Source organism: Pseudomonas arsenicoxydans, from assembly GCF_900103875.1.
Lineage (GTDB): Bacteria > Pseudomonadota > Gammaproteobacteria > Pseudomonadales > Pseudomonadaceae > Aquipseudomonas > Aquipseudomonas arsenicoxydans.
In genome coordinates this window covers 1076996-1097997 of record NZ_LT629705.1, presented here as the reverse complement: position 1 = coordinate 1097997, position 21002 = coordinate 1076996, and the positions used below count along the sequence as shown (strand labels likewise).

The 21002-nt window shown below is 58.8% G+C and carries 18 protein-coding genes; 6 read left to right on the top strand and 12 right to left on the bottom strand.

The window, feature by feature from the left end:
- Positions 1–3 precede the first annotated feature (3 nt).
- The 6 genes from BLQ41_RS04905 to BLQ41_RS04880 are packed head-to-tail and all read left to right on the top strand — an operon-like array spanning position 4 to position 7103.
- Positions 4–1446 (top strand): mannose-1-phosphate guanylyltransferase/mannose-6-phosphate isomerase, encoded by a 1443-nt coding sequence (locus tag BLQ41_RS04905; RefSeq protein WP_090177659.1) that lies wholly within the window; start codon positions 4–6, stop codon positions 1444–1446.
- The gene (locus BLQ41_RS04900) at positions 1447–2244 is read left to right on the top strand and encodes an ABC transporter permease (RefSeq protein WP_090177656.1); all 798 of its coding nucleotides are present in this window, start codon (positions 1447–1449) and stop codon (positions 2242–2244) included.
- A complete protein-coding gene (locus tag BLQ41_RS04895; protein ID WP_090177654.1) occupies positions 2244–3497 on the top strand; it encodes an ABC transporter ATP-binding protein in 1254 nt (417 codons plus the stop codon). Before BLQ41_RS04900 ends, BLQ41_RS04895 begins: the two co-directional genes overlap by 1 nt.
- Complete coding sequence (locus BLQ41_RS04890; protein WP_090177649.1) at positions 3494–4858, top strand: glycosyltransferase family 4 protein; 1365 nt, start codon at positions 3494–3496, stop codon at positions 4856–4858. Before BLQ41_RS04895 ends, BLQ41_RS04890 begins: the two co-directional genes overlap by 4 nt.
- Entirely contained in the window at positions 4842–5972 is a 1131-nt protein-coding gene (locus BLQ41_RS04885; RefSeq protein ID WP_090177646.1) for a glycosyltransferase family 4 protein, read from the top strand. Before BLQ41_RS04890 ends, BLQ41_RS04885 begins: the two co-directional genes overlap by 17 nt.
- Positions 5973–7103, top strand: a complete 1131-nt coding sequence (locus tag BLQ41_RS04880; protein WP_090177641.1) for a glycosyltransferase family 4 protein — start codon at positions 5973–5975, stop codon at positions 7101–7103.
- Positions 7104–7140: 37 nt separating this feature from the next.
- On the opposite strand, the gene BLQ41_RS04875 is transcribed toward BLQ41_RS04880, so the two are convergent.
- The 12 genes from BLQ41_RS04875 to BLQ41_RS04820 form a co-directional block, all read right to left on the bottom strand.
- Positions 7141–7518 carry a DUF6124 family protein gene (locus tag BLQ41_RS04875; protein WP_090177635.1) on the bottom strand — a complete coding sequence of 126 codons (378 nt, stop codon included), beginning with the start codon at positions 7516–7518 and terminating at the stop codon, positions 7141–7143.
- Positions 7519–7970: 452 nt separating this feature from the next.
- Positions 7971–10001 (bottom strand): 2Fe-2S iron-sulfur cluster-binding protein, encoded by a 2031-nt coding sequence (locus BLQ41_RS04870; RefSeq protein WP_090177630.1) that lies wholly within the window; start codon positions 9999–10001, stop codon positions 7971–7973.
- A 63-nt stretch (positions 10002–10064) separates the two neighbouring features.
- A complete protein-coding gene (locus tag BLQ41_RS04865) occupies positions 10065–10691 on the bottom strand; it encodes a glutathione S-transferase family protein (protein WP_090177627.1) in 627 nt (208 codons plus the stop codon).
- 125 nt (positions 10692–10816) lie between these two features.
- Complete coding sequence (locus BLQ41_RS04860) at positions 10817–11719, bottom strand: LysR family transcriptional regulator (protein WP_090177623.1); 903 nt, start codon at positions 11717–11719, stop codon at positions 10817–10819.
- Positions 11720–11798: 79 nt separating this feature from the next.
- Entirely contained in the window at positions 11799–13631 is a 1833-nt protein-coding gene (glmS, locus tag BLQ41_RS04855) for a glutamine--fructose-6-phosphate transaminase (isomerizing) (RefSeq protein ID WP_090177621.1), read from the bottom strand.
- 1 nt (position 13632) lies between these two features.
- Entirely contained in the window at positions 13633–14409 is a 777-nt protein-coding gene (locus BLQ41_RS04850) for a DeoR/GlpR family DNA-binding transcription regulator (protein WP_090177617.1), read from the bottom strand.
- A 214-nt stretch (positions 14410–14623) separates the two neighbouring features.
- Positions 14624–15991: a bifunctional UDP-N-acetylglucosamine diphosphorylase/glucosamine-1-phosphate N-acetyltransferase GlmU gene (gene glmU / locus BLQ41_RS04845; protein ID WP_090177614.1), complete on the bottom strand. Its 1368-nt coding sequence runs from the start codon at positions 15989–15991 to the stop codon at positions 14624–14626.
- Positions 15992–16107: 116 nt separating this feature from the next.
- Positions 16108–16533, bottom strand: coding sequence for a F0F1 ATP synthase subunit epsilon (locus BLQ41_RS04840; RefSeq protein WP_075946957.1), 426 nt, complete (start codon positions 16531–16533; stop codon positions 16108–16110).
- A 45-nt stretch (positions 16534–16578) separates the two neighbouring features.
- On the bottom strand, positions 16579–17958 hold the full coding sequence (gene atpD / locus BLQ41_RS04835; RefSeq protein WP_008155715.1) for a F0F1 ATP synthase subunit beta: 1380 nt from the start codon (positions 17956–17958) through the stop codon (positions 16579–16581).
- Positions 17959–17985: 27 nt separating this feature from the next.
- On the bottom strand, positions 17986–18846 hold the full coding sequence (gene atpG / locus BLQ41_RS04830) for a F0F1 ATP synthase subunit gamma (protein ID WP_090177612.1): 861 nt from the start codon (positions 18844–18846) through the stop codon (positions 17986–17988).
- A gap of 50 nt (positions 18847–18896) precedes the next feature.
- A complete protein-coding gene (gene atpA / locus BLQ41_RS04825; RefSeq protein ID WP_090177609.1) occupies positions 18897–20441 on the bottom strand; it encodes a F0F1 ATP synthase subunit alpha in 1545 nt (514 codons plus the stop codon).
- Positions 20442–20462: 21 nt separating this feature from the next.
- Positions 20463–20999: a F0F1 ATP synthase subunit delta gene (locus BLQ41_RS04820; protein WP_090177606.1), complete on the bottom strand. Its 537-nt coding sequence runs from the start codon at positions 20997–20999 to the stop codon at positions 20463–20465.
- Between the last annotated feature and the right edge of the window lie 3 nt (positions 21000–21002).

Here is a 21002-nt window from a genome sequence, read left to right as displayed (position 1 = left end):
GCCATGCTGATTCCAGTGATCCTTTCCGGCGGCGCCGGGACTCGTTTGTGGCCGGTGTCCCGCGAAGGGCACCCCAAGCCGTTCATGACGTTGCCCGACGGCCAGTCGCTGCTGGGCAAGACGTATCGGCGTGCGGCCGGGCTGCTTGATGGCTGGGGCGATATCGTCACAGTGACGAATCGTGAGTACTACTTCCAGAGCAAGGATCACTATCAGGAGGCGCAACTCAATCGTCATCGCGCACACTTCCTGCTTGAGCCGACTGGCCGCAACACGGCCCCGGCCATCGCGGCCGCCGCCCTGTCGCTGCAAGCCTTGCACGGCGACGAAGCGATCATGGTGGTAATGCCCGCCGACCATTTGATCCGCAATGAAGATGCATTGAAATCAGCGGTCGAACACGCCGTGGCGCTGGCCAAGGACGGGTTCCTGGTGACGTTTGGCGTGGTGCCGACTGCCCCGGAGACCGGTTTCGGCTACATCGAAACCGGTGCAGCACTGGACGAAAAAGGCGCGGCCAAGGTGCAGCGCTTCGTCGAAAAACCTGACCTGCAAACCGCCACGCATTACCTGGAAAGCGGCAACTTCCTGTGGAACTCGGGCATGTTCTGCTTCTCGGTCGCCACCGTGCTGGCCGAGTTGCAACTTCACGCCCCCGAACTGCTTGAGCAGACGCAAACCTGCATGGCAGCCAGTGCCCCGGTGGAAACGGCCGGGTGTCTGCAGCAGGAGTTATCCCCTGCGCTGTTCGCCGAGATCACCGACATTTCCATCGACTACGCCTTGATGGAACGCTCCGACAAGGTGGTCGTGGTGCCCGCCGGTTTCGACTGGAGCGACATAGGCTCCTGGGGTGCCGTGGCCGCGCTGGTGCCGGCGGATGCGCAAAACAACCGGGCCAGCGGCGATGCGGTGTTCATCGACAGCCACAACAACTTTGTCCAGAGCGAAGACCGGCTGGTGGCAGCAGTGGGTGTGGATAACTTGATCATCATCGACACCGCCGACGCGGTGCTGGTCGCCCACGCCGATCGCGCGCAGGATGTGCGCCGGGTGGCCAAGCAGCTCAAGGACAAAAAACACGAGGCCTATCGCCTGCACCGCACGGTCAGCCGGCCCTGGGGCACCTACACCGTGCTCGAGGAAGGCCCGCGCTTCAAGATCAAGCGCATCGTGGTCAAGCCCGGCGCCAAGCTGTCGCTGCAAATGCATCACCACCGCAATGAACACTGGGTGGTCGTCGAAGGCATGGCCAAGGTCACCAACAACGGCACCGGCACCCATCTGGTGGCCAAGAACGAATCAACTTTCATTGCCGCCGGTCACAAGCATCGCCTGGAAAACCCGGGCGTGATCGATCTGGTGATCATTGAAGTGCAAAGCGGCGAATACCTGGGAGAGGACGATATCGTTCGCTTCGAAGACCAATATGGCAGGACGGTTTGAATGCTGCTTTCCCTTTACCGCTCGCTGTGGGGCTATCGGGGTTTCATCCTCGGTAGCGTCAAGCGAGAGTTTCAGGCGCGTTATCGCAATTCGTTGTTCGGTGCCCTGTGGACCGTGCTCAACCCGCTGTCGATGATCGTCGTGTACACCGTGATTTTTTCCCACATCATGCGCGCCCGTTTGCCGGGCGTGGATGACGGTATGGCCTACAGCGTCTACCTGTGCGCCGGGCTGCTGACCTGGGGCCTGTTCGCTGAAATCACCCTGCGCAGCCAGAACATGTTTCTGGAAAACGCCAATCTGCTGAAAAAAATCAGCTTCCCGCGGATCTGCTTGCCGGTGATCGTGCTGTTCAATGCCGGCATCAACTTCGCGATCATCATCGGGCTGTTTCTTGGTTTTCTGCTGATAACTGGACGATTGCCGGGCATGGCGCTGTTGGCGCTCATTCCGCTACTGGCCTTGCAAGTGATGTTTTGTGCCGGGCTGGGGATGATTCTTGGCGTATTGAATGTGTTCTTTCGTGATGTCGGGCAATTTTTCGCCATCTGTCTGCAATTCTGGTTCTGGCTGACGCCGATCGTGTACCCGATGAGCATCCTGCCGGATTGGGTTCAGCGCCTGCTGCAACTCAACCCTTTGACCAATCTCATCACCAGCTATCAGAACGTGTTTCTCTACGGCCAGTGGCCGGTCTGGGATTCGTTACTGCCGATCTTCGTCAGCGGCGTGGTGTTCTGTGTGATCGGGCTGCGGTTGTTCCGTCAGCGGGTCGGCGAAATGGTGGATGAACTCTGATGGGGCACATACGCGTCACGGGCCTGGGCAAAGCCTACAAGCAATACCCCACACGCTGGAGTCGCCTGGCCGAATGGCTGATCCCGTTTTCGCCGATCCGCCATCGCCAACACTGGGTGCTGCAAGACGTTGACTTCGAGATCGCCCCTGGCGAATCGGTGGGCATTGTCGGGGTCAACGGTGCCGGCAAAAGCACCTTGCTGAAGATGATCACCGGCACCACGCAACCCACTTGCGGCAACATCCAACTTGAAGGCCGCGTCGCCGCCCTGCTGGAACTGGGCATGGGCTTTCATGCGGACTTCACCGGCCGACAGAACGCTGTCATGGCCGGGCAACTGCTGGGCATGCACGTCGAAGAAATTGAAGCCCTGATGCCAGAGATCGAGCGTTTCGCTGAAATTGGCGAGGCCATCGACCACCCGGTGCGCACCTATTCCAGCGGCATGCAGATGCGCCTGGCGTTCAGCGTGGCCACGGCCCGGCGCCCGGATATCCTGATCGTCGACGAAGCGCTGTCGGTGGGCGACGCTTACTTCCAGCACAAGAGCTTCGATCGCATCCGCAGCTTCCGCAAAGCCGGGACCACGCTGCTGATCGTGTCCCACGACCGGGGGGCGATCCAGTCGATTTGCGACTCGGCGATCCTTCTGGAAAAGGGCCGCGTTGCCATGCACGACAAACCCGAAGCGGTCATGGATTACTACAACGCCCTGCTCGCTGAACGTGAAGGCCAGACCGTGCGCCAGGAGATGCTCGCGGGCGGGCAGGTGCAAACCGTTTCTGGCACCGGTGAAGCCGCAATCCTCAGCGTGCGCCTGCTGGACGAACACGAGCGTTCCATCGATGCCGCCGAAGTCGGTCAACCGGTGGTGCTGGAGGTTCAGGTCGAAGTCCGTCAGGACATCGAAAGGCTGGTGCTGGGTTTCATGATCAAGGATCGCCTGGGCCAGGCCATGTACGGCATCAACACCCATCGCCAGGATCAGGCGCTGACCGACCTGCAGGCCGGCGAACGCGTGACCTACCGCTTTGCGTTCGTCATGGGGCTGGGCAAGGGCAACTATTCCGTGGCGCTGAGCCTGTCACGGCTGGACTCGCACCTGGACCGCAATTTCGAGTGGCGCGATTACGGGTTGGTGTTCCACGTGATCAATAACCGCCATGAAGACTTCGTCGGTTGCTCGTGGCTGGGGGCGAAAACCACCATCACCCGCTCTGCCGAATCGATTGTTTCGGAGGGCACGCCATGACGCGTCTTCTGGTGGAATGCACCCACGTGTTCCAGCACCCCAAAGTCAATTCGGGCATTCAGCGGGTGGTGCGCAACGTCATCAATCAGCTGCCGGAGAGTGTCGACGGTGTGGAGTGCATCCCAGTGGTGATGCTCAAGGGCAAACTCTATCGAGTGCTGAAACTGGGGGCTTTGAACATCCCGTTTTTCGATGGACTGATGACCTTTGGCGGGCGACTGGAACGGCTCGCTCATCGCTTTTGGCAACTGCACCAGCGGCTGGAAACGCGTTGTACAACGCGATTCGCACGGCGGGTGTTGTATGTCGCTTATCGATTGACGGCGCTGGCCTGTTTCAGTGTGCCGCTGCGTCTGATCGATCAGGTCAACCAGTATCAACTGCCCAAACGTTGCTCGCCGTTGCAGCAACAAGCGGGCGATCAACTGGTGTTGCTCGACTCCTCCTGGCACAGCGACTTCTTCCCGTTTGCCGAACAGCTCAAACGCGAAGGCGTGGGCATCGTTTCGGTGATCTACGACCTCATTCCACTGACACATCCGCAGTTCTACGACACGCGATTGGTGCAGGTTTTCACCGAGTGGTTCAACTGGATCACCCAAACTGCCGATGGCTATGTGGCGATCTCCGCCACGGTGCGCGATCAGGTGCATGAGGAAGTGCAGCGACGACTGGGCCCTGCCAAAACCGACAGACTGTGGTTCGACTATTTTCACCTCGGCTCCGAACTAGACCTGAGGGAAGCCACCGCCGAGGTCGAGCCACGCCTGGCGCGGTTGTTCAAAACGCAAGAACCGGTGTTTCTGATGGTCAGCACCATCGAACCGCGCAAAAACCACGATTACCTGCTCGACGCTTTTGAACGCGCCTGGGCATCAGGTTCCAGCGCACGGTTGTGCATCGCCGGGCGTATTGGCTGGAAATGCGACGCCCTGCTCGCCCGCGTGCGCAATCACGCAGAGCTGAACAAACGCCTGTTCATGTTCAATGACCTGAGCGACACCAGTCTCGAACACGCCTATTCCCACGCCAGCGCGCTGGTGTTTCCGTCCTGGGTCGAAGGCTTCGGCCTGCCCCTGGTCGAAGCGATGCAACGCGGTTTGCCGGCCATGGGCAGTGACATTCCGATCTTCCGTGAAATCGGTGGCGAGTTCATGGCGTACTTTGATCTGGCCGAGCCGCAAAGCCTGGCGGACCTGGTTACGGGTTTCGAACGCACCGGACAATTCCCGGCCACACGCAACGTCGCGGATTGGCAGTGGATAGGTTGGCGTGAAGCCAGCGCGCAACTGGCCGAACGCACCCTGCGCAATCTGCAAGAGCCGGTCGTGCCAGAGAGGCAACATGCGAATTGCCCTTAACGCCCGGATCCTCCAGGGCCCGCGCACCGGCATTGGCCATTACGTCGCTGAACTGGCGAACGCCCTCGCCGCTGAGCCCGATGTCGAGCTGGCACTGTTCCATGGCTGGGGCTGGAGTTCCGTTCTCCCTAAGGCGGCCATGCCCGGTTATTCACGACTGACGCCCTTGCTGCGAAAGATTCCTGGGGCCTATCAAGCCCGCCGCTGGCTGGAACAGAAACGCTTCGATCAGGGGCGCACGCAAACCATCGACCTTTACCACGAACCGAGTTTGTGGCCACTGTCGTTCGACGGCCCGACGGTCATCACCCTGCATGACCTGACCCACCTGCACTACCCCGAGACGCAACCGCCCGCACGCTTGCGAGAGATCGAACGGCGGCTGGCCGACGGTGTGCAGCGGGCGAGTCTGATTCTCACCGATTCGCAATACATCGCTGACGAAGCTCAACAACATTTCAACTTACCAGCAGAACGGTTTGTTGTTGCGCCATTGGGCGTGGCATCGCGCTTTCACCCCCGCGAGCCGGCGACCATCGACGCGGTGCTCAAAGCTCATGGCGTCGAGGCGCGGGAGTATTTCCTCTGCGTCGGCACCCTGGAGCCGCGCAAGAACCTGACACTGGCACTGCGCGCCCATGCAAGGTTGCCTGAAGCAATCCGCCAGCGCTTTCCGCTGCTGATTGTTGGCATGGCCGGTTGGCAGCACGACCAGTTCAGTGAAGAACTGCAGCGGGCGCTCGCTACTGGCCATGTCTGCTTGTTGGGTTACCTGCCCGACGAGCAGGTCGCGCAGCTGTTGGCCGGTGCCAGGGCACTGATTTTTCCGTCACTTTACGAAGGCTTTGGCTTACCGGTTCTGGAAGCGATGGCCAGCGGCACGCCGGTAATCCTCACCCGACGTTCAGCCATGCCGGAAGTGGCAAGGGCTGCGGGCAACTATATTGAAGCTGACGATCCCGACGGCTTGCGCGAGGCAATGATCCGTCTGATCGACGATCACGCGCATTGGCAGGCATGCCGGGAAGCCGGATTGCAACAGGCAAGGTTTTTTACCTGGGAGCGCTGCGCCAGTATCACGGCCAGCGCCTACCGCCAGGCACTAGGAGGTTGAATGCGAGTACTCCATTTTTTCAAGACGTACCTGCCTGACTCCGTTGGCGGCATCGAGCAAGTCATCTTCCAGCTCTGCGAAAGCGGTGCCCAGCATGGCGTTGAAAGCCAGGTACTGACACTCAGTGCCGATCCCACACCGCCAGTGGTGCGACTCGGGCAACACGAGGTTCACCGGGCCAAACTCGATATCCAGTTTGCTTCCACGGGGTTTTCCTGGAGCGTCTTCAAGCAGTTTCGCGAAATGGCTGCTGAAGCCGATGTGGTCAATTACCACTTCCCTTGGCCGTTCATGGACCTGGTGCACTTCGCCAGCAGCATCAAAAAACCGAGCGTGGTGACGTACCACTCGGACATCATCCGCCAGAAGCACTTGCTCAAGCTTTATCGGCCCCTGATGAACCGCTTCCTGGCAAGCGCCGACCGGATCGTCGCCGCCTCGCCCAACTATTTGCACACCAGCGATGTGTTGCAACAGTTCCAGGCCAAGACCCGGGTTATCCCGTATGGCCTGAACAAGGCAGGTTATCCACAGCCCGACAGCGAGCGCACGGCTCATTGGCGGCAACAGGTTGGGGATAAGTTTTTTCTGTTCGTGGGCGTGATGCGCTACTACAAGGGTTTGCACATCCTGCTCGACGCGCTCAAAGACCTGGATTATCCAGTGGTCATTGTGGGAGCCGGCCCATTGGAATTGGAACTGCATGCGCAGGCAGCGGCTTTGGGTTTGCGCAATATTCACTTCCTCGGGCGTCTGGGTGATGAAGACAAAGTGGCGTTGCTGCAACTGAGCTACGCCATCGTGTTTCCCTCGCATCTACGCTCCGAAGCGTTCGGGATCTCGCTGCTCGAAGGCGCGATGTACGGCAAACCGATGATCTCCAGCGAAATCGGCACCGGCACCAGCTACATCAATATCCACAACGAAACCGGGTTGGTGGTGCCACCAAGTAATCCACAGGCATTTCGCGAAGCAATGCGCACGCTGTGGGAAAACCCGGTGCGCGCGGCAGGAATGGGCGTGAAGGCTGAGGCGCGTTATCGGCAGTTATTCACAGCCGACGAAATGGGCCGCAAGTGGACCGAGTTGTATGAGGAACTGCTGGAAGAAAAATCCCTGTCCTACGCGTAACTGATGTGGGAGCGAGCAACCCCGCTCCCACAGTGGATCAGCGTTGTGGCGCGGATTTTGGTACGGCAACGTTATCCAGCATCCGGTTCACCGCCAGTTCCGCCAGCATCACAATCTGCTGAATCGCCATAGCCGTGTGCCGATGCGGACCTTCCAGAAACCCCGCAAAATCACTCGCCATGACACTGGCCTGAGCCAACGACTCACAGGTGTGGGCCAGCAGGTCTTCGTCTTTGATATCCGGCGCAACCAGGAACATGGTGCTTGGTTTGCGGTTCGCCGGTGACTTGAGGGCGGTGGGGTTGAGGTAGTGATCCAGCGCGCGTTCGGCGGCGTCGTTGAATTTTTTGGAGTCGGCGGATTCGTAGGGGGAAACGTCGTCGGATTCGGGGGGATTGGGTGTTTCTTTAATCATGGTGAAGCTCCATTCGAGGACTGGAGTTCGCCAACACTGCGACCAAGCAGAAGGGAGGCGAACCGTACGCGGGTTGGTCGACCAGGGAATGGAACCCGGCAGAGCCTAAGCCCTCCCACGCACAGCTCGCCATGAAGCAAGCACAAACGTGCGCCATTCTAAACCTGGGCGACCAAACCCGATCACTGAATTTGCAGTGACCCGCAAAGCCTATCCTCCCGACTTCCGACACGACAACCGCTAGAACATGTCGGAATTCTCCGCCAGAACATCCAATTTTGTAGGATGCACGCAATTGTTTTCAGACCATCCGAGATCAAATGTGGGAGCGAGCCTGCTCGAGATGGCTGTTTAACGTTCAACATTGATGTCGACTGATATGCCGCTATCGTCGGAACGCCGCCCGGAGCAATCCCGCTCCGACAGAGGATCTTCCGTGCTTTGCGGATCGGTCACAAATCCAACACCAACGGCTGCGACCCCTGTGCCGGCACCGCGCAACAAATCAGCACCTCTCCAGCTTCAGGCACCTCCGCCGGGGGCTGTGGATAATTCACTGCGCCGCTGATCAGGCGCGTTTTGCAGGTGCCGCAAGAACCGCCGCGGCAGCTGAATTCCGGGCGCAATCCGCGGCTTTCCGCCAGTTCCAGCAAACTGCCGCCCTCGGGCTGCCAGCGGGCCTCTTTGGCCGAGCGCTGGAAAACGACAGGCACCGAAACAGTGGCGGCCGGTGGTTGCTCGATAACGATGGCATCCGGGTCCGGCGTACGACGCAATGTCGAGGGGCCAAAGGTTTCGGCATGAATCCTCGCGTCGCGGATGTCCAGACTGCGCAGGCTGTCGTACATCCCTTGGGTAAAACTGCCCGGACCACACAGGACAAAATCCACCTGATCGTAGTCGTCCACTTCGAGAACGGTCTTCACCAGGTCGGCGTCGATCCGCCCGGTCAGATCGAAATCTTCACCCTCGTGAGCCTCCGATTCCGGCTGACTGAGCAATCGCATCACGTGTACCGAGTCGCCGAGGCCGTCCAGCAAGCGATCCAGCTCCGGACGAAACGGTTGATCGGCCAAGGTTCGCGAACTCTGGAAAAACCACGTTGGCCGAATGCGCCGGGTGCGCAAACCTTGATAAACCACCTCACGCACCATCGACAGCAACGGCGTGATGCCAACACCGGCAGCCAGCAGCACCAGTGGCCGACGCTCATGCGGTGCTACGGTGAAATGCCCTTGAGGCGCGCGAGCTTCCAGCACATCGCCGACGCGAATGTGTTCATGCAGGTGCGAAGACACCAACCCGTCACGTTTCACACTGATGCGGAAAAAGTCATCGGAGGGGGCGCTCGACAGGCTGTACGTGCGGATATGCACATCGCCCGCGATGTTGAATCGCAACGGCAAATGCTGACCGGCCTGAAACAGCGGCAACCCCGCGCCGTCGCTGGGCTCCAGATAAATAGAACGGATGGCGTGGCTTTCCTGCTCGATGCGCACCACTCGCAACGGCCGCCAGCTGTCGCCCAGAGCCTTGGCTTGCAGCCGCGCGTTCGCCTGCGCCCAGGTGCCGGTCAGCAAACTGGTGGGCGACACCCCATCAAAGCGCCAGCGCAAAGCCAATGCGGCGGGCCGGCGCACCACGCGCTCCACCTCGAACGTCCACAACCGCTCGGCCCCTTGAAAGGCTTCGACCTGCGGGCCTTCGAGAATGACCTGCGCGCGTCCACTGAGATGCAGCAAGTCGCCCGAATTGAAATCGATAAACAGCAAACCCGCACGAGGGTTGATCAGCAGGTTGCCCAAGGTATTGAAGAAAAGGTTGCCGGCAAAATCCGGAATGGTCAGACGATTGCCCTCAACCTGGACGAAACCGGCTTGGCCACCCCGGTGAGAAACGTCCACCGAGCGCTGGCCATCGACGTCCACGTAGCTGGCGACAAAGAAGGTATCGGCGCCGGCGATCATCGCGGTGGCCGCGTCATCCAGCTCATTGAGGTGCTGCGCGGCACGGGTCGACGGGTCCGCCAAGGGCACCGAGCGGAACTGGCGCAGCTGAATGTACTGCGGGCAATTGCCGTACGATTGCTCGACCGTCACCCCGAAGCCACTCGCCGTCACGGAGCCAACCCGGCCATTGATACGGTTGCGACGCCGAGTGTGCAATTCGATCCCCAGCAGGCCAATCGCCGCACCGTCTTGCAACTGCGCAGGGTCGTCGCTGCCGGGCAGGCTATCGAACTGCAACAACGCAGGCTGCGGGGAATGAGCAAAACCTGGCGGCCCTTCCAGAATACTGGCCCAAGGATTGCCATCGGCATCGACCGCGCCGTACAGCATGAACGGCAGTTGCTGATAGAACGTGCGGTGTTGATCCGGCATCTCGCTGCGAATCACCTTACGACCTACGACGTCCATTCGCTCAGCAACACCCACGTGAGCCTGCAACTGTTTCTCGCCAGCGTGCCAAGGTGAACGTTCCATAACGGTTTCTCCCCTGCGCTGATCGCGCAATGTGAGCAGCCCGACTGAGTCGGGCCGTGAGCATCAGGCAGTTTTTTGCAGGCCGGCGATGGTGCGCGGCATGCCGACAAACCCTGGCAACGCTTCAATCCGTGCCAGCCAGGCGCGGATATTGGCGTAGTCGTCCAGCGACACGTTGCCTTCCGGCGCATGGGCGATATAGCTGTAGGCCGAGACATCAGCGATGGTCGGCTCGTTGCCGACGAGGTATTGCGTAGCGGCCAGTTCCTGATCGATCACTTTGAGCACGGCGTGTGCGTTGGCGATGACTTCTTCAGCATTGTAGGACGCGCCGAATACTGTGATCAGTCGTGCTCGGGCAACGCTGTAGGCAATCGGCCCAGCGGCGACCGACAACCAGCGCTGCACCTTGGCTGCACCGACCGGATCGGTCGGCAGCCAGCGCCCGTTACCGTATTTAAGTGCCAGATAGACAAGGATTGCGTTGGAATCGGCCAGCACCACGCCTTGATCATCAATCGCCGGCACTTGACCGAACGGATTGATCGCCAGGTAATCCGGCTGCTTGTGCGCGCCTTTGGCCAGATCGACGAAGATCAGCTCGGTCGGCAGTTGCAGTAGGGACAACATCAACTGCACACGGTGAGCATGGCCGGAACGTGGGAAGTTGTAGAGTTTGATGGCTTGCATGGTCGACTCCGCTGGTGGGTGGCGCCGTTCAGGTCAGCGCCAATTGGAGCTATCTTCCACCCACAACCAAAACAACAGAATAACCAGCAAACGCAATCAATTATTTCATCCAGCGCAATAACCCTTTAGCCCTGCAGTGCCGGGTGATCGCGCAGCGCCTTCACCACGAAGTCGACAAAACTACGGACCCGCACCGGAGCCTTGCGCCCGCCCTGATAGACCACATGAATGGGCAACGGCGGCAGTTCGAAGTCAGCCAATACGATTTCTAGCTCACCAGCGGCAACCTTGCTCGCCACTTGATACGACAGCACTCGGGTAAGACCCAGGCCCATGGCGGCGGCTGTGATAGCGGCCTGATTGGCGGTGACCACAAGACGCGGTTCTGGACGAACGCTGATCGGCTCTCCCGCCTCAAGGAACGGCCAGCTCCTGAGCTGCCCAATGGCCGAGGTAGCAATGATCGGTGCTGCGCTCAATTCGGCAGGATGCCGAGGCCGACCATGGGCTTTCAAGAATTGCGGAGAAGCGCAAATCACCCGCCGCACTTCACCGACCCGGATTGCATGTTGATTGCTGTCCGGCAGCTCGCCGATGCGCACCGCCACATCGACGCCCTCCTCGACCATGCTCACCACACGGTCGACGAGCAGAGCGTTGATGCTGACGTCAGGAAATTGAGTGAGGTAACCGACCATGATCGGCGTGACGAACAAATCACCGAACAACACAGGCGCCGTAATGGTCAGTTGCCCACGAGGCTGGGCATGACTTCCGGCTGCCGAATCTTCAGCTTCCTGCACCTCGGCAAGAATTCTCCGACAATCCTCCAGAAAACGCTGGCCCGCTTCGCTCAAATACACGCTGCGGGTGGTGCGCGTCAGTAACTGAGTGCCAATGCGCTTCTCCAGCGCCGCCACGGCCCGAGTGACACTGGCCGCAGACATCCCCAAAAGCCGCGCCGCCGCCGAGAAACCTTGCTCCTTGGCGACGGCGGCGAAGACTTGCATTTCCTGGAATCGGTCCATGGCGCTTGTCCTTTATTCAGATAAAAAAAATCGCAACCAGAGGCTGCGATTTTTTAAGCTTCGATCACCTGTGGATAACTTATTCCACAGTCACCGATTTCGCCAGGTTACGTGGCTGGTCAACGTCTGTGCCTTTCAACACGGCGACGTAATACGACAGCAACTGCAGCGGGATGGTGTAGAGGATCGGTGACAGGATGTCGTGGATGTGCGGCATGTGCACAACGTGGGTGCCTTCGCCGTTGGTCATGCCTGCCTGCTCGTCTGCGAAGACGATCAGTTGGCCGCCACGGGCGCGGACTTCCTGGAGGTTGGATTTGAGCTTCTCCAGCAGTTCGTTGTTCGGCGCCACGGTGACCACTGGCATGTCGTTATCCACAAGCGCCAACGGGCCGTGCTTGAGTTCGCCCGCCGGGTAGGCTTCGGCGTGGATGTAGGAGATTTCTTTGAGTTTCAGGGCCCCTTCCATTGCCACCGGGAATTGCGCGCCACGGCCCAGGAACAGGGTGTGGTTCTTCTCGGCGAACAGCTCGGCGATTTTCTCCACGGTGCTGTCCATGGCCAGGGCTTCGCCCAAGCGGGCTGGCAGGCGACGCAGTTCTTCGACCAGGGTCGCTTCGACGCCCTTGGCCAATGTGCCGCGAACCTGACCCAGGGACAGGGTCAGCAACAACAGGCCGACCAGTTGGGTGGTGAAAGCTTTGGTCGAGGCCACGCCGATTTCGCGACCGGCCTGGGTCAGCAGGGTCAGGTCGGATTCACGCACCAGCGAGCTGATGCCCACGTTGCAGATCGCAAGGCTGGCGAGGAAGCCCAATTCCTTGGCGTTGCGCAAGGCGGCCAAGGTGTCGGCAGTTTCGCCGGACTGGGAGATGGTGACGAACAGCGTGTCTGGCTGCACAACGACTTTGCGGTAGCGGAACTCACTGGCGACTTCGACCTGGCACGGGATACCGGCCAGTTCTTCGAGCCAGTAACGGGCAACCATGCCGGCGTGGTAGCTGGTACCACAGGCGACGATCTGCACGTTGCGCACTTTGGCGAACAGCTCGGCCGCCTGCGGGCCGAAAGCCTGTACCAGCACGCCGTTAGTGCTCAAGCGACCTTCCAGGGTGCGCTGAACTACGGTCGGTTGCTCGTGGATTTCCTTGAGCATGAAGTGGCGGAACTCGCCCTTGTCGGCAGCTTCGGCGCCATCGCGATACTGGACGGTTTCACGCTCGACGGCTTGGCCGCTAACGTCCCAGATATGCACGCTGTCGCGGCGAATTTCGGCGATATCGCCTTCTTCCAGGTACATGAAACGGTCAGTGACCTGACGCAGGGCCAATTGGTCGGACGCCAGGAAGTTTTCACCTAGGCCCAGACCAATCACCAGCGGGCTACCGCTGCGGGCTGCGACCAGACGATCCGGTTGATGAGCACTGATCACGGCCAGACCGTAAGCACCGTGCAATTCCTTGACGGTGGCTTTGAGGGCCACGGTCAGGTCATGCAGGTCCTTGAGTTTGTGGTTCAGCAGGTGAGCGATGACTTCGGTGTCAGTGTCCGATGTGAACACGTAGCCCAAGGCTTTCAGCTGTTCACGCAAGGCTTCGTGGTTTTCAATGATGCCGTTGTGCACCACGGCCAGGTCGCCGGAGAAATGCGGGTGCGCATTACGCTCGCACGGTGCACCGTGAGTGGCCCAGCGGGTATGGGCGATGCCGAGACGACCGACCAGAGGTTCGGCTTCGAGGGCGTATTCCAGTTCGCTGACTTTGCCCGGACGACGCATGCGTTCGAGCTTTTCGTCGTTGGTGAAAACCGCCACACCGGCGCTGTCATAGCCACGGTATTCCAGGCGCTTGAGGCCTTCGAGCAGGATGGCGGTGATGTTACGTTCTGCGACTGCGCCGACAATTCCACACATGCTATTTCTCCTGACTGACAGCCGCGCATATCAAATTGATGCCGCGGGCCTGAATCTGATCCCTTGCTTCTTGCGGCAAGCGATCATCGGTAATGAGGGTATGGACACTGCTCCAGGGCAGTTCCAGGTTGGGAATCTTGCGGCCGATCTTGTCGGCCTCCACCATCACGATCACTTCACGGGCCACATCAGCCATGACACGGCTCAGGCCCAGCAATTCGTTGAAGGTGGTGGTACCGCGGACCAGATCGATGCCATCGGCACCGATGAACAGCTGGTCGAAATCGTAAGAGCGTAGTACTTGCTCGGCCACCTGGCCCTGAAAGGACTCGGAATGCGGGTCCCAAGTGCCGCCGGTCATCAACAACACCGGTTCGTGTTCGAGTTCGCTCAACGCGTTGGCAACATGCAGGGAGTTGGTCATCACCACCAGGCCCGGTTGCTGGCCAAGTTCAGGGATCATGGCGGCGGTGGTGCTGCCGCTGTCGATGATGATTCGCGCATGTTCGCGAATTCGTTTAACGGCCGCGCGGGCAATGGCCTGTTTGTATTTGGAAACAGGCTGGCCGATGTCGGCGACCAATTCCTGAGGCATGGTAATCGCACCGCCATAGCGGCGAAGCAACAGGCCATTACTCTCCAGCGCAGCCAGGTCCTTGCGAACCGTAACCTCCGAAGTTTCGAAGCGCTTGGCCAGCTCATCCACACTGACTTCGCCCTGCTCAGAGAGCAAGGCGAGAATGTTGTGGCGACGTTGTGGTGTATTGCGCTTCGACATAAGCAAGTAAGTTTCGATTCGAAAGATAACGGAAGCAATCAAAACCTATTACTGAAACTTCGTCAAGCTTGTGTAAGAAAAAATGTCTTTGGATAAATGCATTGCGGGCAAGGTTGCTCCTACAAGATCCAGTGACCTTATAAGAGCAACCTTGCCCGCGATGACGATCAATCAGCCTGTGAATAACTCAAACCGAAAAAAGTTTGTGGATAACTCAGCTTTTCTTGATCTTCTCCGGCCGCTTCCAGCCATCGATGTTCTTCTGACGCGCCCGACCTACCGCCAACTGCGCGTTATCCACATTCTGGGTGATCGTCGAACCGGCCGCCGTCGTCGCACCGGAAGAGATATCCACAGGCGCCACCAGCGAGTTGTTGGAGCCGATGAACACATCTTCACCCAGCACGGTTTTCCATTTGTTGGCGCCGTCGTAATTGCAGGTGATGGTGCCTGCGCCAATGTTGGTGCGCGCGCCAACTTCGGCATCGCCAAGGTACGTCAGGTGACCGGCTTTTGCGCCTTCGCCCAGATGCGCGTTTTTCAGTTCGACAAAGTTACCCACATGCGCACGGGCTTCAAGCACCGTACCTGGACGCAAGCGTGCGAACGGACCGGCATCGCTGCCCTCGCCCAGGATCGCGCCTTCGATATGACTGTTTGCCTTGATCACCACGCCTTTGCGCAGGGTGCTGTCCTTGATCACGCAGTTCGGACCGATCACCACGTCGTCTTCAATGACGACTTTGCCTTCGAGGATCACATTGATGTCGATCAGCACATCGCGGCCCACGGTGATTTCACCGCGCACGTCGAAACGTGCCGGATCTCGCAGGGTCACGCCTTGCGCCATCAATCGGCGACCAGCACGCAGTTGGTAGTGGCGCTCGAGTTCAGAGAGCTGCTTGCGATCGTTGGCGCCCTGCACTTCCATGGCGTCGTGTGGTTGCTCGGTGGCCACCACCAGACCATCGCTGACCGCCATCGCAATCACGTCAGTCAGGTAATACTCGCCTTGGGCGTTGTTATTGGAGAGACGGCTCATCCAGCCACCCAATTGCGCGAAAGGCAGGGCCAGAATCCCGGTGTTGCCTTCAGTGATCGCGCGCTCGACTTCGTTGGCGTCTTTCTGCTCGACGATCGCGGTGACCTTGCCGTCAGCATCTCGGACGATGCGGCCGTAACCCGTCGGGTCATCCAGTTCAACGGTGAGCAAACCCAGTTGCTGTGGCGCGACTTTCTTGAGCAAACGCTGCAGGGTTTCGACTTCAATCAAAGGCACGTCGCCGTACAGAATCAGTACGGTGTCCGACTCGATGAATGGCACGGCTTGAGCCACCGCATGACCGGTGCCCAACTGCTTGTCTTGCAGGACGAAATTCAGATCGTCCGCCGCCAGGCGCTCACGTACGGCTTCGGCGCCATGGCCGATCACCACGTGGATGCGCTGTGGATCAAGTTGCCGTGCGCTGTGGATAACATGGCCGAGCATCGAATTGCCGGCAATCGGGTGCAGAACTTTCGGCAACGCCGAACGCATGCGAGTGCCTTGGCCGGCAGCGAGAATAACGATTTCTAAAGACATGACTGGCTACCAATCCTGGGTGGTCAGCGGCTGCGACCAGGTTATGAAAGTCGAAAAAGAAAAAAGGGTAGCCGAGGCTACCCTTTTTAATCAATCGCGCAACAAGCGATGGCCTATTAGTGGCCAAACTTCTTGCGGATCTGCTGGACGGTGCGCAGCTGAGCTGCAGCCTCGGCCAGACGTGCGGAAGCAGAACCGTAATCGAATTCCGCGCCCCGCTCATGCAAGGCCTTCTCGGCAGCCTTAACGGCTTCCTGAGCGGAGGCTTCGTCCAGGTCGGCAGCACGTTGCACGGTGTCGGCAAGAACCTTGACCATGTTCGGCTGAACCTCGAGGAAACCGCCGGAGATGTAATACACCTCCTCTTCCCCGCCCTGCTTGACCAGGCGGATCGGGCCCGGCTTGAGATTAGTGATCAACGGCGCGTGACCCAGGGCGATACCAAGATCACCCAGTGCACCGTGCGCAATCACCATCTCGACCAGACCGGAAAAGATTTCCCCTTCCGCGCTGACGATATCGCAATGGACTGTCATAGCCATCTGATTGCCTCAACCTAAATTAGCGCCCGTTGCCGGGCGCCGGGATTACAGTTTCTTGGCTTTCTCGATCGCTTCTTCGATGCCGCCGACCATGTAGAACGCTTGTTCTGGCAGGTGGTCGTAGTCACCGTTGAGGATGCCTTTGAAGCCAGCAATGGTGTCTTTCAGGGAAACGTATTTACCCGAAGCACCGGTGAAGACTTCAGCCACGAAGAACGGCTGCGACAAGAAACGCTGGATCTTACGAGCACGGTTTACCAACTGCTTGTCGGCTTCCGACAGCTCGTCCATACCCAGGATCGCAATGATGTCCTTCAGTTCTTTGTAACGTTGCAGAACATACTGTACACCGCGAGCGGTGTCGTAGTGGTCCTGGCCGATTACGTTCGGGTCCAGCTGGCGCGAAGTCGAGTCGAGTGGATCGACCGCTGGGTAGATACCCAGGGAAGCGATGTCACGGGACAGAACGACGGTGGCGTCCAAGTGGGCGAAGGTGGTCGCTGGCGACGGGTCAGTCAAGTCATCCGCAGGTACGTATACCGCTTGGATCGAGGTGATCGAACCGTTTTTGGTCGAAGTGATACGCTCTTGCAGAGTACCCATCTCTTCGGCCAGGGTCGGCTGGTAACCTACTGCGGAAGGCATACGGCCCAGCAGTGCGGATACTTCAGTACCGGCCAGGGTGTAACGATAGATGTTGTCGACGAACAGCAGAACGTCGTTACCTTCGTCACGGAACTTCTCGGCCATGGTCAGGCCGGTCAGTGCTACGCGCAGACGGTTACCCGGCGGCTCGTTCATCTGACCGTAAACCAGTGCCACTTTGTCCAGAACGTTGGAATCCTTCATCTCGTGGTAGAAGTCGTTACCCTCACGAGTACGCTCACCCACACCGGCGAACACGGAATAACCGCTGTGCTCGATGGCGATGTTACGGATCAGTTCCATCATGTTTACGGTTTTGCCTACACCGGCACCACCGAACAGACCTACTTTACCGCCCTTGGCGAACGGGCAAACCAGGTCGATAACCTTAATGCCGGTTTCCAGCAGGTCGTTGCCGCCCGCTTGCTCAGCGAAGGTTGGCGCAGGACGGTGAATGCCCCAGCGCTCTTCGGTGTCGATCGGGCCAGCTTCGTCGATCGGGTTACCCAGAACGTCCATGATCCGGCCCAGAGTCGCTTTACCGACCGGTACGGAGATGGCTGCGCCAGAGTCAGTGACTTCCAGACCGCGCTTCAAGCCCTCGGTGGAACCCATCGCAATGGTACGAACCACGCCGTCGCCCAGCTGCTGCTGAACTTCCAGGGTGGTTTCAGCCGCGCTCACTACTTTCAGCGCGTTGTAGATGCTCGGTACGCTGTCGCGTGGAAATTCCACGTCGATAACGGCGCCGATGATTTGAACGATACGTCCGCTACTCATAGCTGGATCCTCTGAATATTTGAACCGTTAAACCGCGGCAGCGCCGCCGACGATTTCCGAGATCTCTTGGGTGATCGCAGCCTGACGCGCCTTGTTGTAGACCAGCTGCAAATCGCTGATCAAATCACCGGCGTTGTCGGTAGCGTTTTTCATCGCGATCATCCGCGCAGCTTGTTCAGCCGCGTTGTTCTCGACCACCGCCTGGTAGACCTGCGACTCCACGTAACGGACCATCAAGCCGTCAAGCAGCTCTTTGGCGTCCGGTTCGTACAGATAATCCCAGTGGTGCTTGAGTTCCTGATCCGGGGTTGCCACCAGTGGAATCAACTGCTCCACGGTAGGCTGTTGCGTCATGGTGTTGATGAACTTGTTGGACACCACGGACAGGCGATCAATACGGCCGTCCAGGTAGGCATCCAGCATCACCTTGACGCTGCCGATCAGGTCATTGATCGACGGCTCTTCACCCAGGTGGCTGATAGCTGCAACGACGTTACCGCCGAAGTTACGGAAGAAAGCCGCACCCTTGCTACCAACAACACACAGATCGATCTCGACGCCGTTTTCGCGGTTTACCGCCATGTCCTTGACCAGGGCCTTGAACAGGTTGGTGTTCAAGCCACCACACAGACCACGGTCACTGCTCACCACGACATAACCGACGCGCTTTACTTCACGGTCGATCATGAACGGGTGGCGATATTCCGGGTTGGCGTTGGCCAGATGGCCAATAACCTGGCGGATGCGCTCCGCATAAGGACGGCTAGCCGACATGCGCATTTGTGCCTTGCGCATTTTGCTGACCGCCACTTTTTCCATGGCGCTGGTAATCTTTTGCGTGCTTTTGATGCTCGCAATCTTACTGCGAATCTCTTTTGCGCCTGCCATGTAACACCTATCAGGTTAGCAAGCGGGAGCCTTGCGGCTCCCGCTGCGGCTTACCAGGTTTGGGTGGCCTTGAACTTCTCGATACCGGCTTTCATGCCTGCATCGATTTCGTCATTGAAGTCACCCTTCACGTTGATCTTCGCCATCAAATCGGCGTGATCGCGGTTGAAGTAAGAAATCAGCGCTTGTTCAAAGCTGCCGATCTTGGCGATTTCGACGTCAGTCAGGAACCCACGCTCAGCGGCATACAGCGACAGCGCCATGTCAGCGATCGACATTGGTGCGTATTGCTTCTGCTTCATCAGCTCGGTAACGCGCTGACCATGCTCAAGTTGCTTACGGGTCGCTTCGTCCAGGTCAGAAGCGAACTGGGCGAATGCCGCCAGTTCACGGTACTGAGCCAGAGCGGTACGGATACCACCGGAGAGCTTCTTGATGATCTTGGTCTGAGCGGCACCACCCACACGGGATACCGAAACACCGGCGTTCACAGCAGGACGGATCCCGGAGTTGAACATGGCCGATTCCAGGAAGATCTGACCGTCAGTGATGGAAATCACGTTGGTCGGAACGAACGCGGAAACGTCGCCAGCCTGGGTTTCGATGATCGGCAGTGCGGTCAGGGAACCGGTTTTGCCGGTCACTGCGCCGTTGGTGAACTTCTCTACGTATTCTTCCGAAACGCGCGATGCGCGCTCCAGCAGACGGGAGTGGAGATAGAACACGTCGCCTGGGTAAGCTTCACGGCCTGGTGGACGGCGCAGCAGCAGGGAAATCTGGCGGTAAGCCACTGCTTGCTTCGACAGATCGTCATAAACGATCAGCGCGTCTTCACCGCGGTCGCGGAAGAATTCACCCATGGTGCAACCGGAGTACGGTGCCAGGAATTGCAGTGCTGCAGATTCCGAAGCGCTCGCGGCCACGACGATGGTGTTAGCCAGTGCGCCGTTTTCTTCCAGCTTGCGAACCACGTTGGCGATGGTCGATTGTTTCTGACCAATTGCTACGTAGACGCAGAAAATGCCGCTGTTTTTCTGGTTGATGATCGCGTCGATCGCCAGAGCGGTTTTACCGATCTGACGGTCACCGATGATCAGCTCACGCTGGCCACGGCCGACAGGGATCATGGCATCGACAGCCTTGTAGCCAGTCTGTACAGGCTGGTCTACCGACTTACGCCAGATCACGCCTGGAGCAACTTTCTCGACCGCATCGGTCTCGGTGTTGTTCAGCGGACCTTTGCCGTCAACTGGGTTACCCAGTGCGTCGACTACGCGACCCAGCAGTTCCTTACCAACCGGAACTTCGAGGATGCGGCCGGTGCACTTGGCGCTCATGCCTTCAGCCAGAGACTGGTAGGAGCCCAATACAACGGCACCTACGGAGTCTTGCTCCAGGTTGAGAGCCATACCGAAGACGCCGCCCGGAAACTCGATCATCTCGCCGTACATTACGTCGGCCAGACCGTGAATCCGCACGATACCGTCAGATACGCTGACGACTGTGCCTTCGTTACGGGCTTGGGAGGTCACATCGAGCTTGTCGATGCGGCCCTTGATAATTTCACTTATTTCGGAAGGATTGAGTTGCTGCATTGCTCTGCTGCCCCTTCAAACTCAAGATTTCAATGCTTCGGCAAGGTTCGCGAGTTTGCCGCGAACCGAGCCATCGATAACCAGGTCGCCGGCGCGGATGACAATGCCCCCAATAAGGGATTTGTCTTCCTCGACTTGCAGGCGCACTTCCCGGTTGAGTCGTGCACTGAGAACCTTGGCGAGTTTGTCTTGCTGTTCTTGGTTCAATGCAAAAGCACTGGTCACTTCAACGTCTACCGACTTCTCTTGTTCGGCCTTGTACAGGTCGAACAGAGCGGATATCTCCGGCAAAAGCGGGAGACGGTCGTTTTCGGCAACGACGTTGATGAAGTTCTGTGCCTTTTCATCAAACTTGTCGCCGCACACGTCAATGAACGTGGCGGCCTTGTTTGCGCTCGTCAGTCGCGGGGCCTTGAGCACGCGCTGCATGGTGTCGTCTTGCGACACTGCTGCAGCCAGGCCGAGCATGGCTGACCAAGAGGCCAGTTGCTGGTGGGCCTGGGCGTGCTCGAAGGCTGCCTTAGCGTAAGGTCGGGCCAACGTGGTCAATTCTGCCATGAT

Coding starts and splice junctions, on each gene's coding strand:
- atpG (WP_090177612.1), bottom strand. CDS start 18,846: ATGGCAGGCGCAAAAGAGATTCGCAGTAAGATTGCGAGCATCAAAAGC.
- BLQ41_RS04890 (WP_090177649.1), top strand. CDS start 3,494: ATGACGCGTCTTCTGGTGGAATGCACCCACGTGTTCCAGCACCCCAAA.
- BLQ41_RS04875 (WP_090177635.1), bottom strand. CDS start 7,518: ATGATTAAAGAAACACCCAATCCCCCCGAATCCGACGACGTTTCCCCC.
- BLQ41_RS04885 (WP_090177646.1), top strand. CDS start 4,842: ATGCGAATTGCCCTTAACGCCCGGATCCTCCAGGGCCCGCGCACCGGC.
- BLQ41_RS04850 (WP_090177617.1), bottom strand. CDS start 14,409: ATGTCGAAGCGCAATACACCACAACGTCGCCACAACATTCTCGCCTTG.
- BLQ41_RS04880 (WP_090177641.1), top strand. CDS start 5,973: ATGCGAGTACTCCATTTTTTCAAGACGTACCTGCCTGACTCCGTTGGC.
- BLQ41_RS04900 (WP_090177656.1), top strand. CDS start 1,447: ATGCTGCTTTCCCTTTACCGCTCGCTGTGGGGCTATCGGGGTTTCATC.
- BLQ41_RS04895 (WP_090177654.1), top strand. CDS start 2,244: ATGGGGCACATACGCGTCACGGGCCTGGGCAAAGCCTACAAGCAATAC.
- atpA (WP_090177609.1), bottom strand. CDS start 20,441: ATGCAGCAACTCAATCCTTCCGAAATAAGTGAAATTATCAAGGGCCGC.
- BLQ41_RS04905 (WP_090177659.1), top strand. CDS start 4: ATGCTGATTCCAGTGATCCTTTCCGGCGGCGCCGGGACTCGTTTGTGG.
- BLQ41_RS04860 (WP_090177623.1), bottom strand. CDS start 11,719: ATGGACCGATTCCAGGAAATGCAAGTCTTCGCCGCCGTCGCCAAGGAG.
- glmU (WP_090177614.1), bottom strand. CDS start 15,991: ATGTCTTTAGAAATCGTTATTCTCGCTGCCGGCCAAGGCACTCGCATG.
- BLQ41_RS04870 (WP_090177630.1), bottom strand. CDS start 10,001: ATGGAACGTTCACCTTGGCACGCTGGCGAGAAACAGTTGCAGGCTCAC.
- atpD (WP_008155715.1), bottom strand. CDS start 17,958: ATGAGTAGCGGACGTATCGTTCAAATCATCGGCGCCGTTATCGACGTG.
- glmS (WP_090177621.1), bottom strand. CDS start 13,631: ATGTGTGGAATTGTCGGCGCAGTCGCAGAACGTAACATCACCGCCATC.
- BLQ41_RS04820 (WP_090177606.1), bottom strand. CDS start 20,999: ATGGCAGAATTGACCACGTTGGCCCGACCTTACGCTAAGGCAGCCTTC.
- BLQ41_RS04865 (WP_090177627.1), bottom strand. CDS start 10,691: ATGCAAGCCATCAAACTCTACAACTTCCCACGTTCCGGCCATGCTCAC.
- BLQ41_RS04840 (WP_075946957.1), bottom strand. CDS start 16,533: ATGGCTATGACAGTCCATTGCGATATCGTCAGCGCGGAAGGGGAAATC.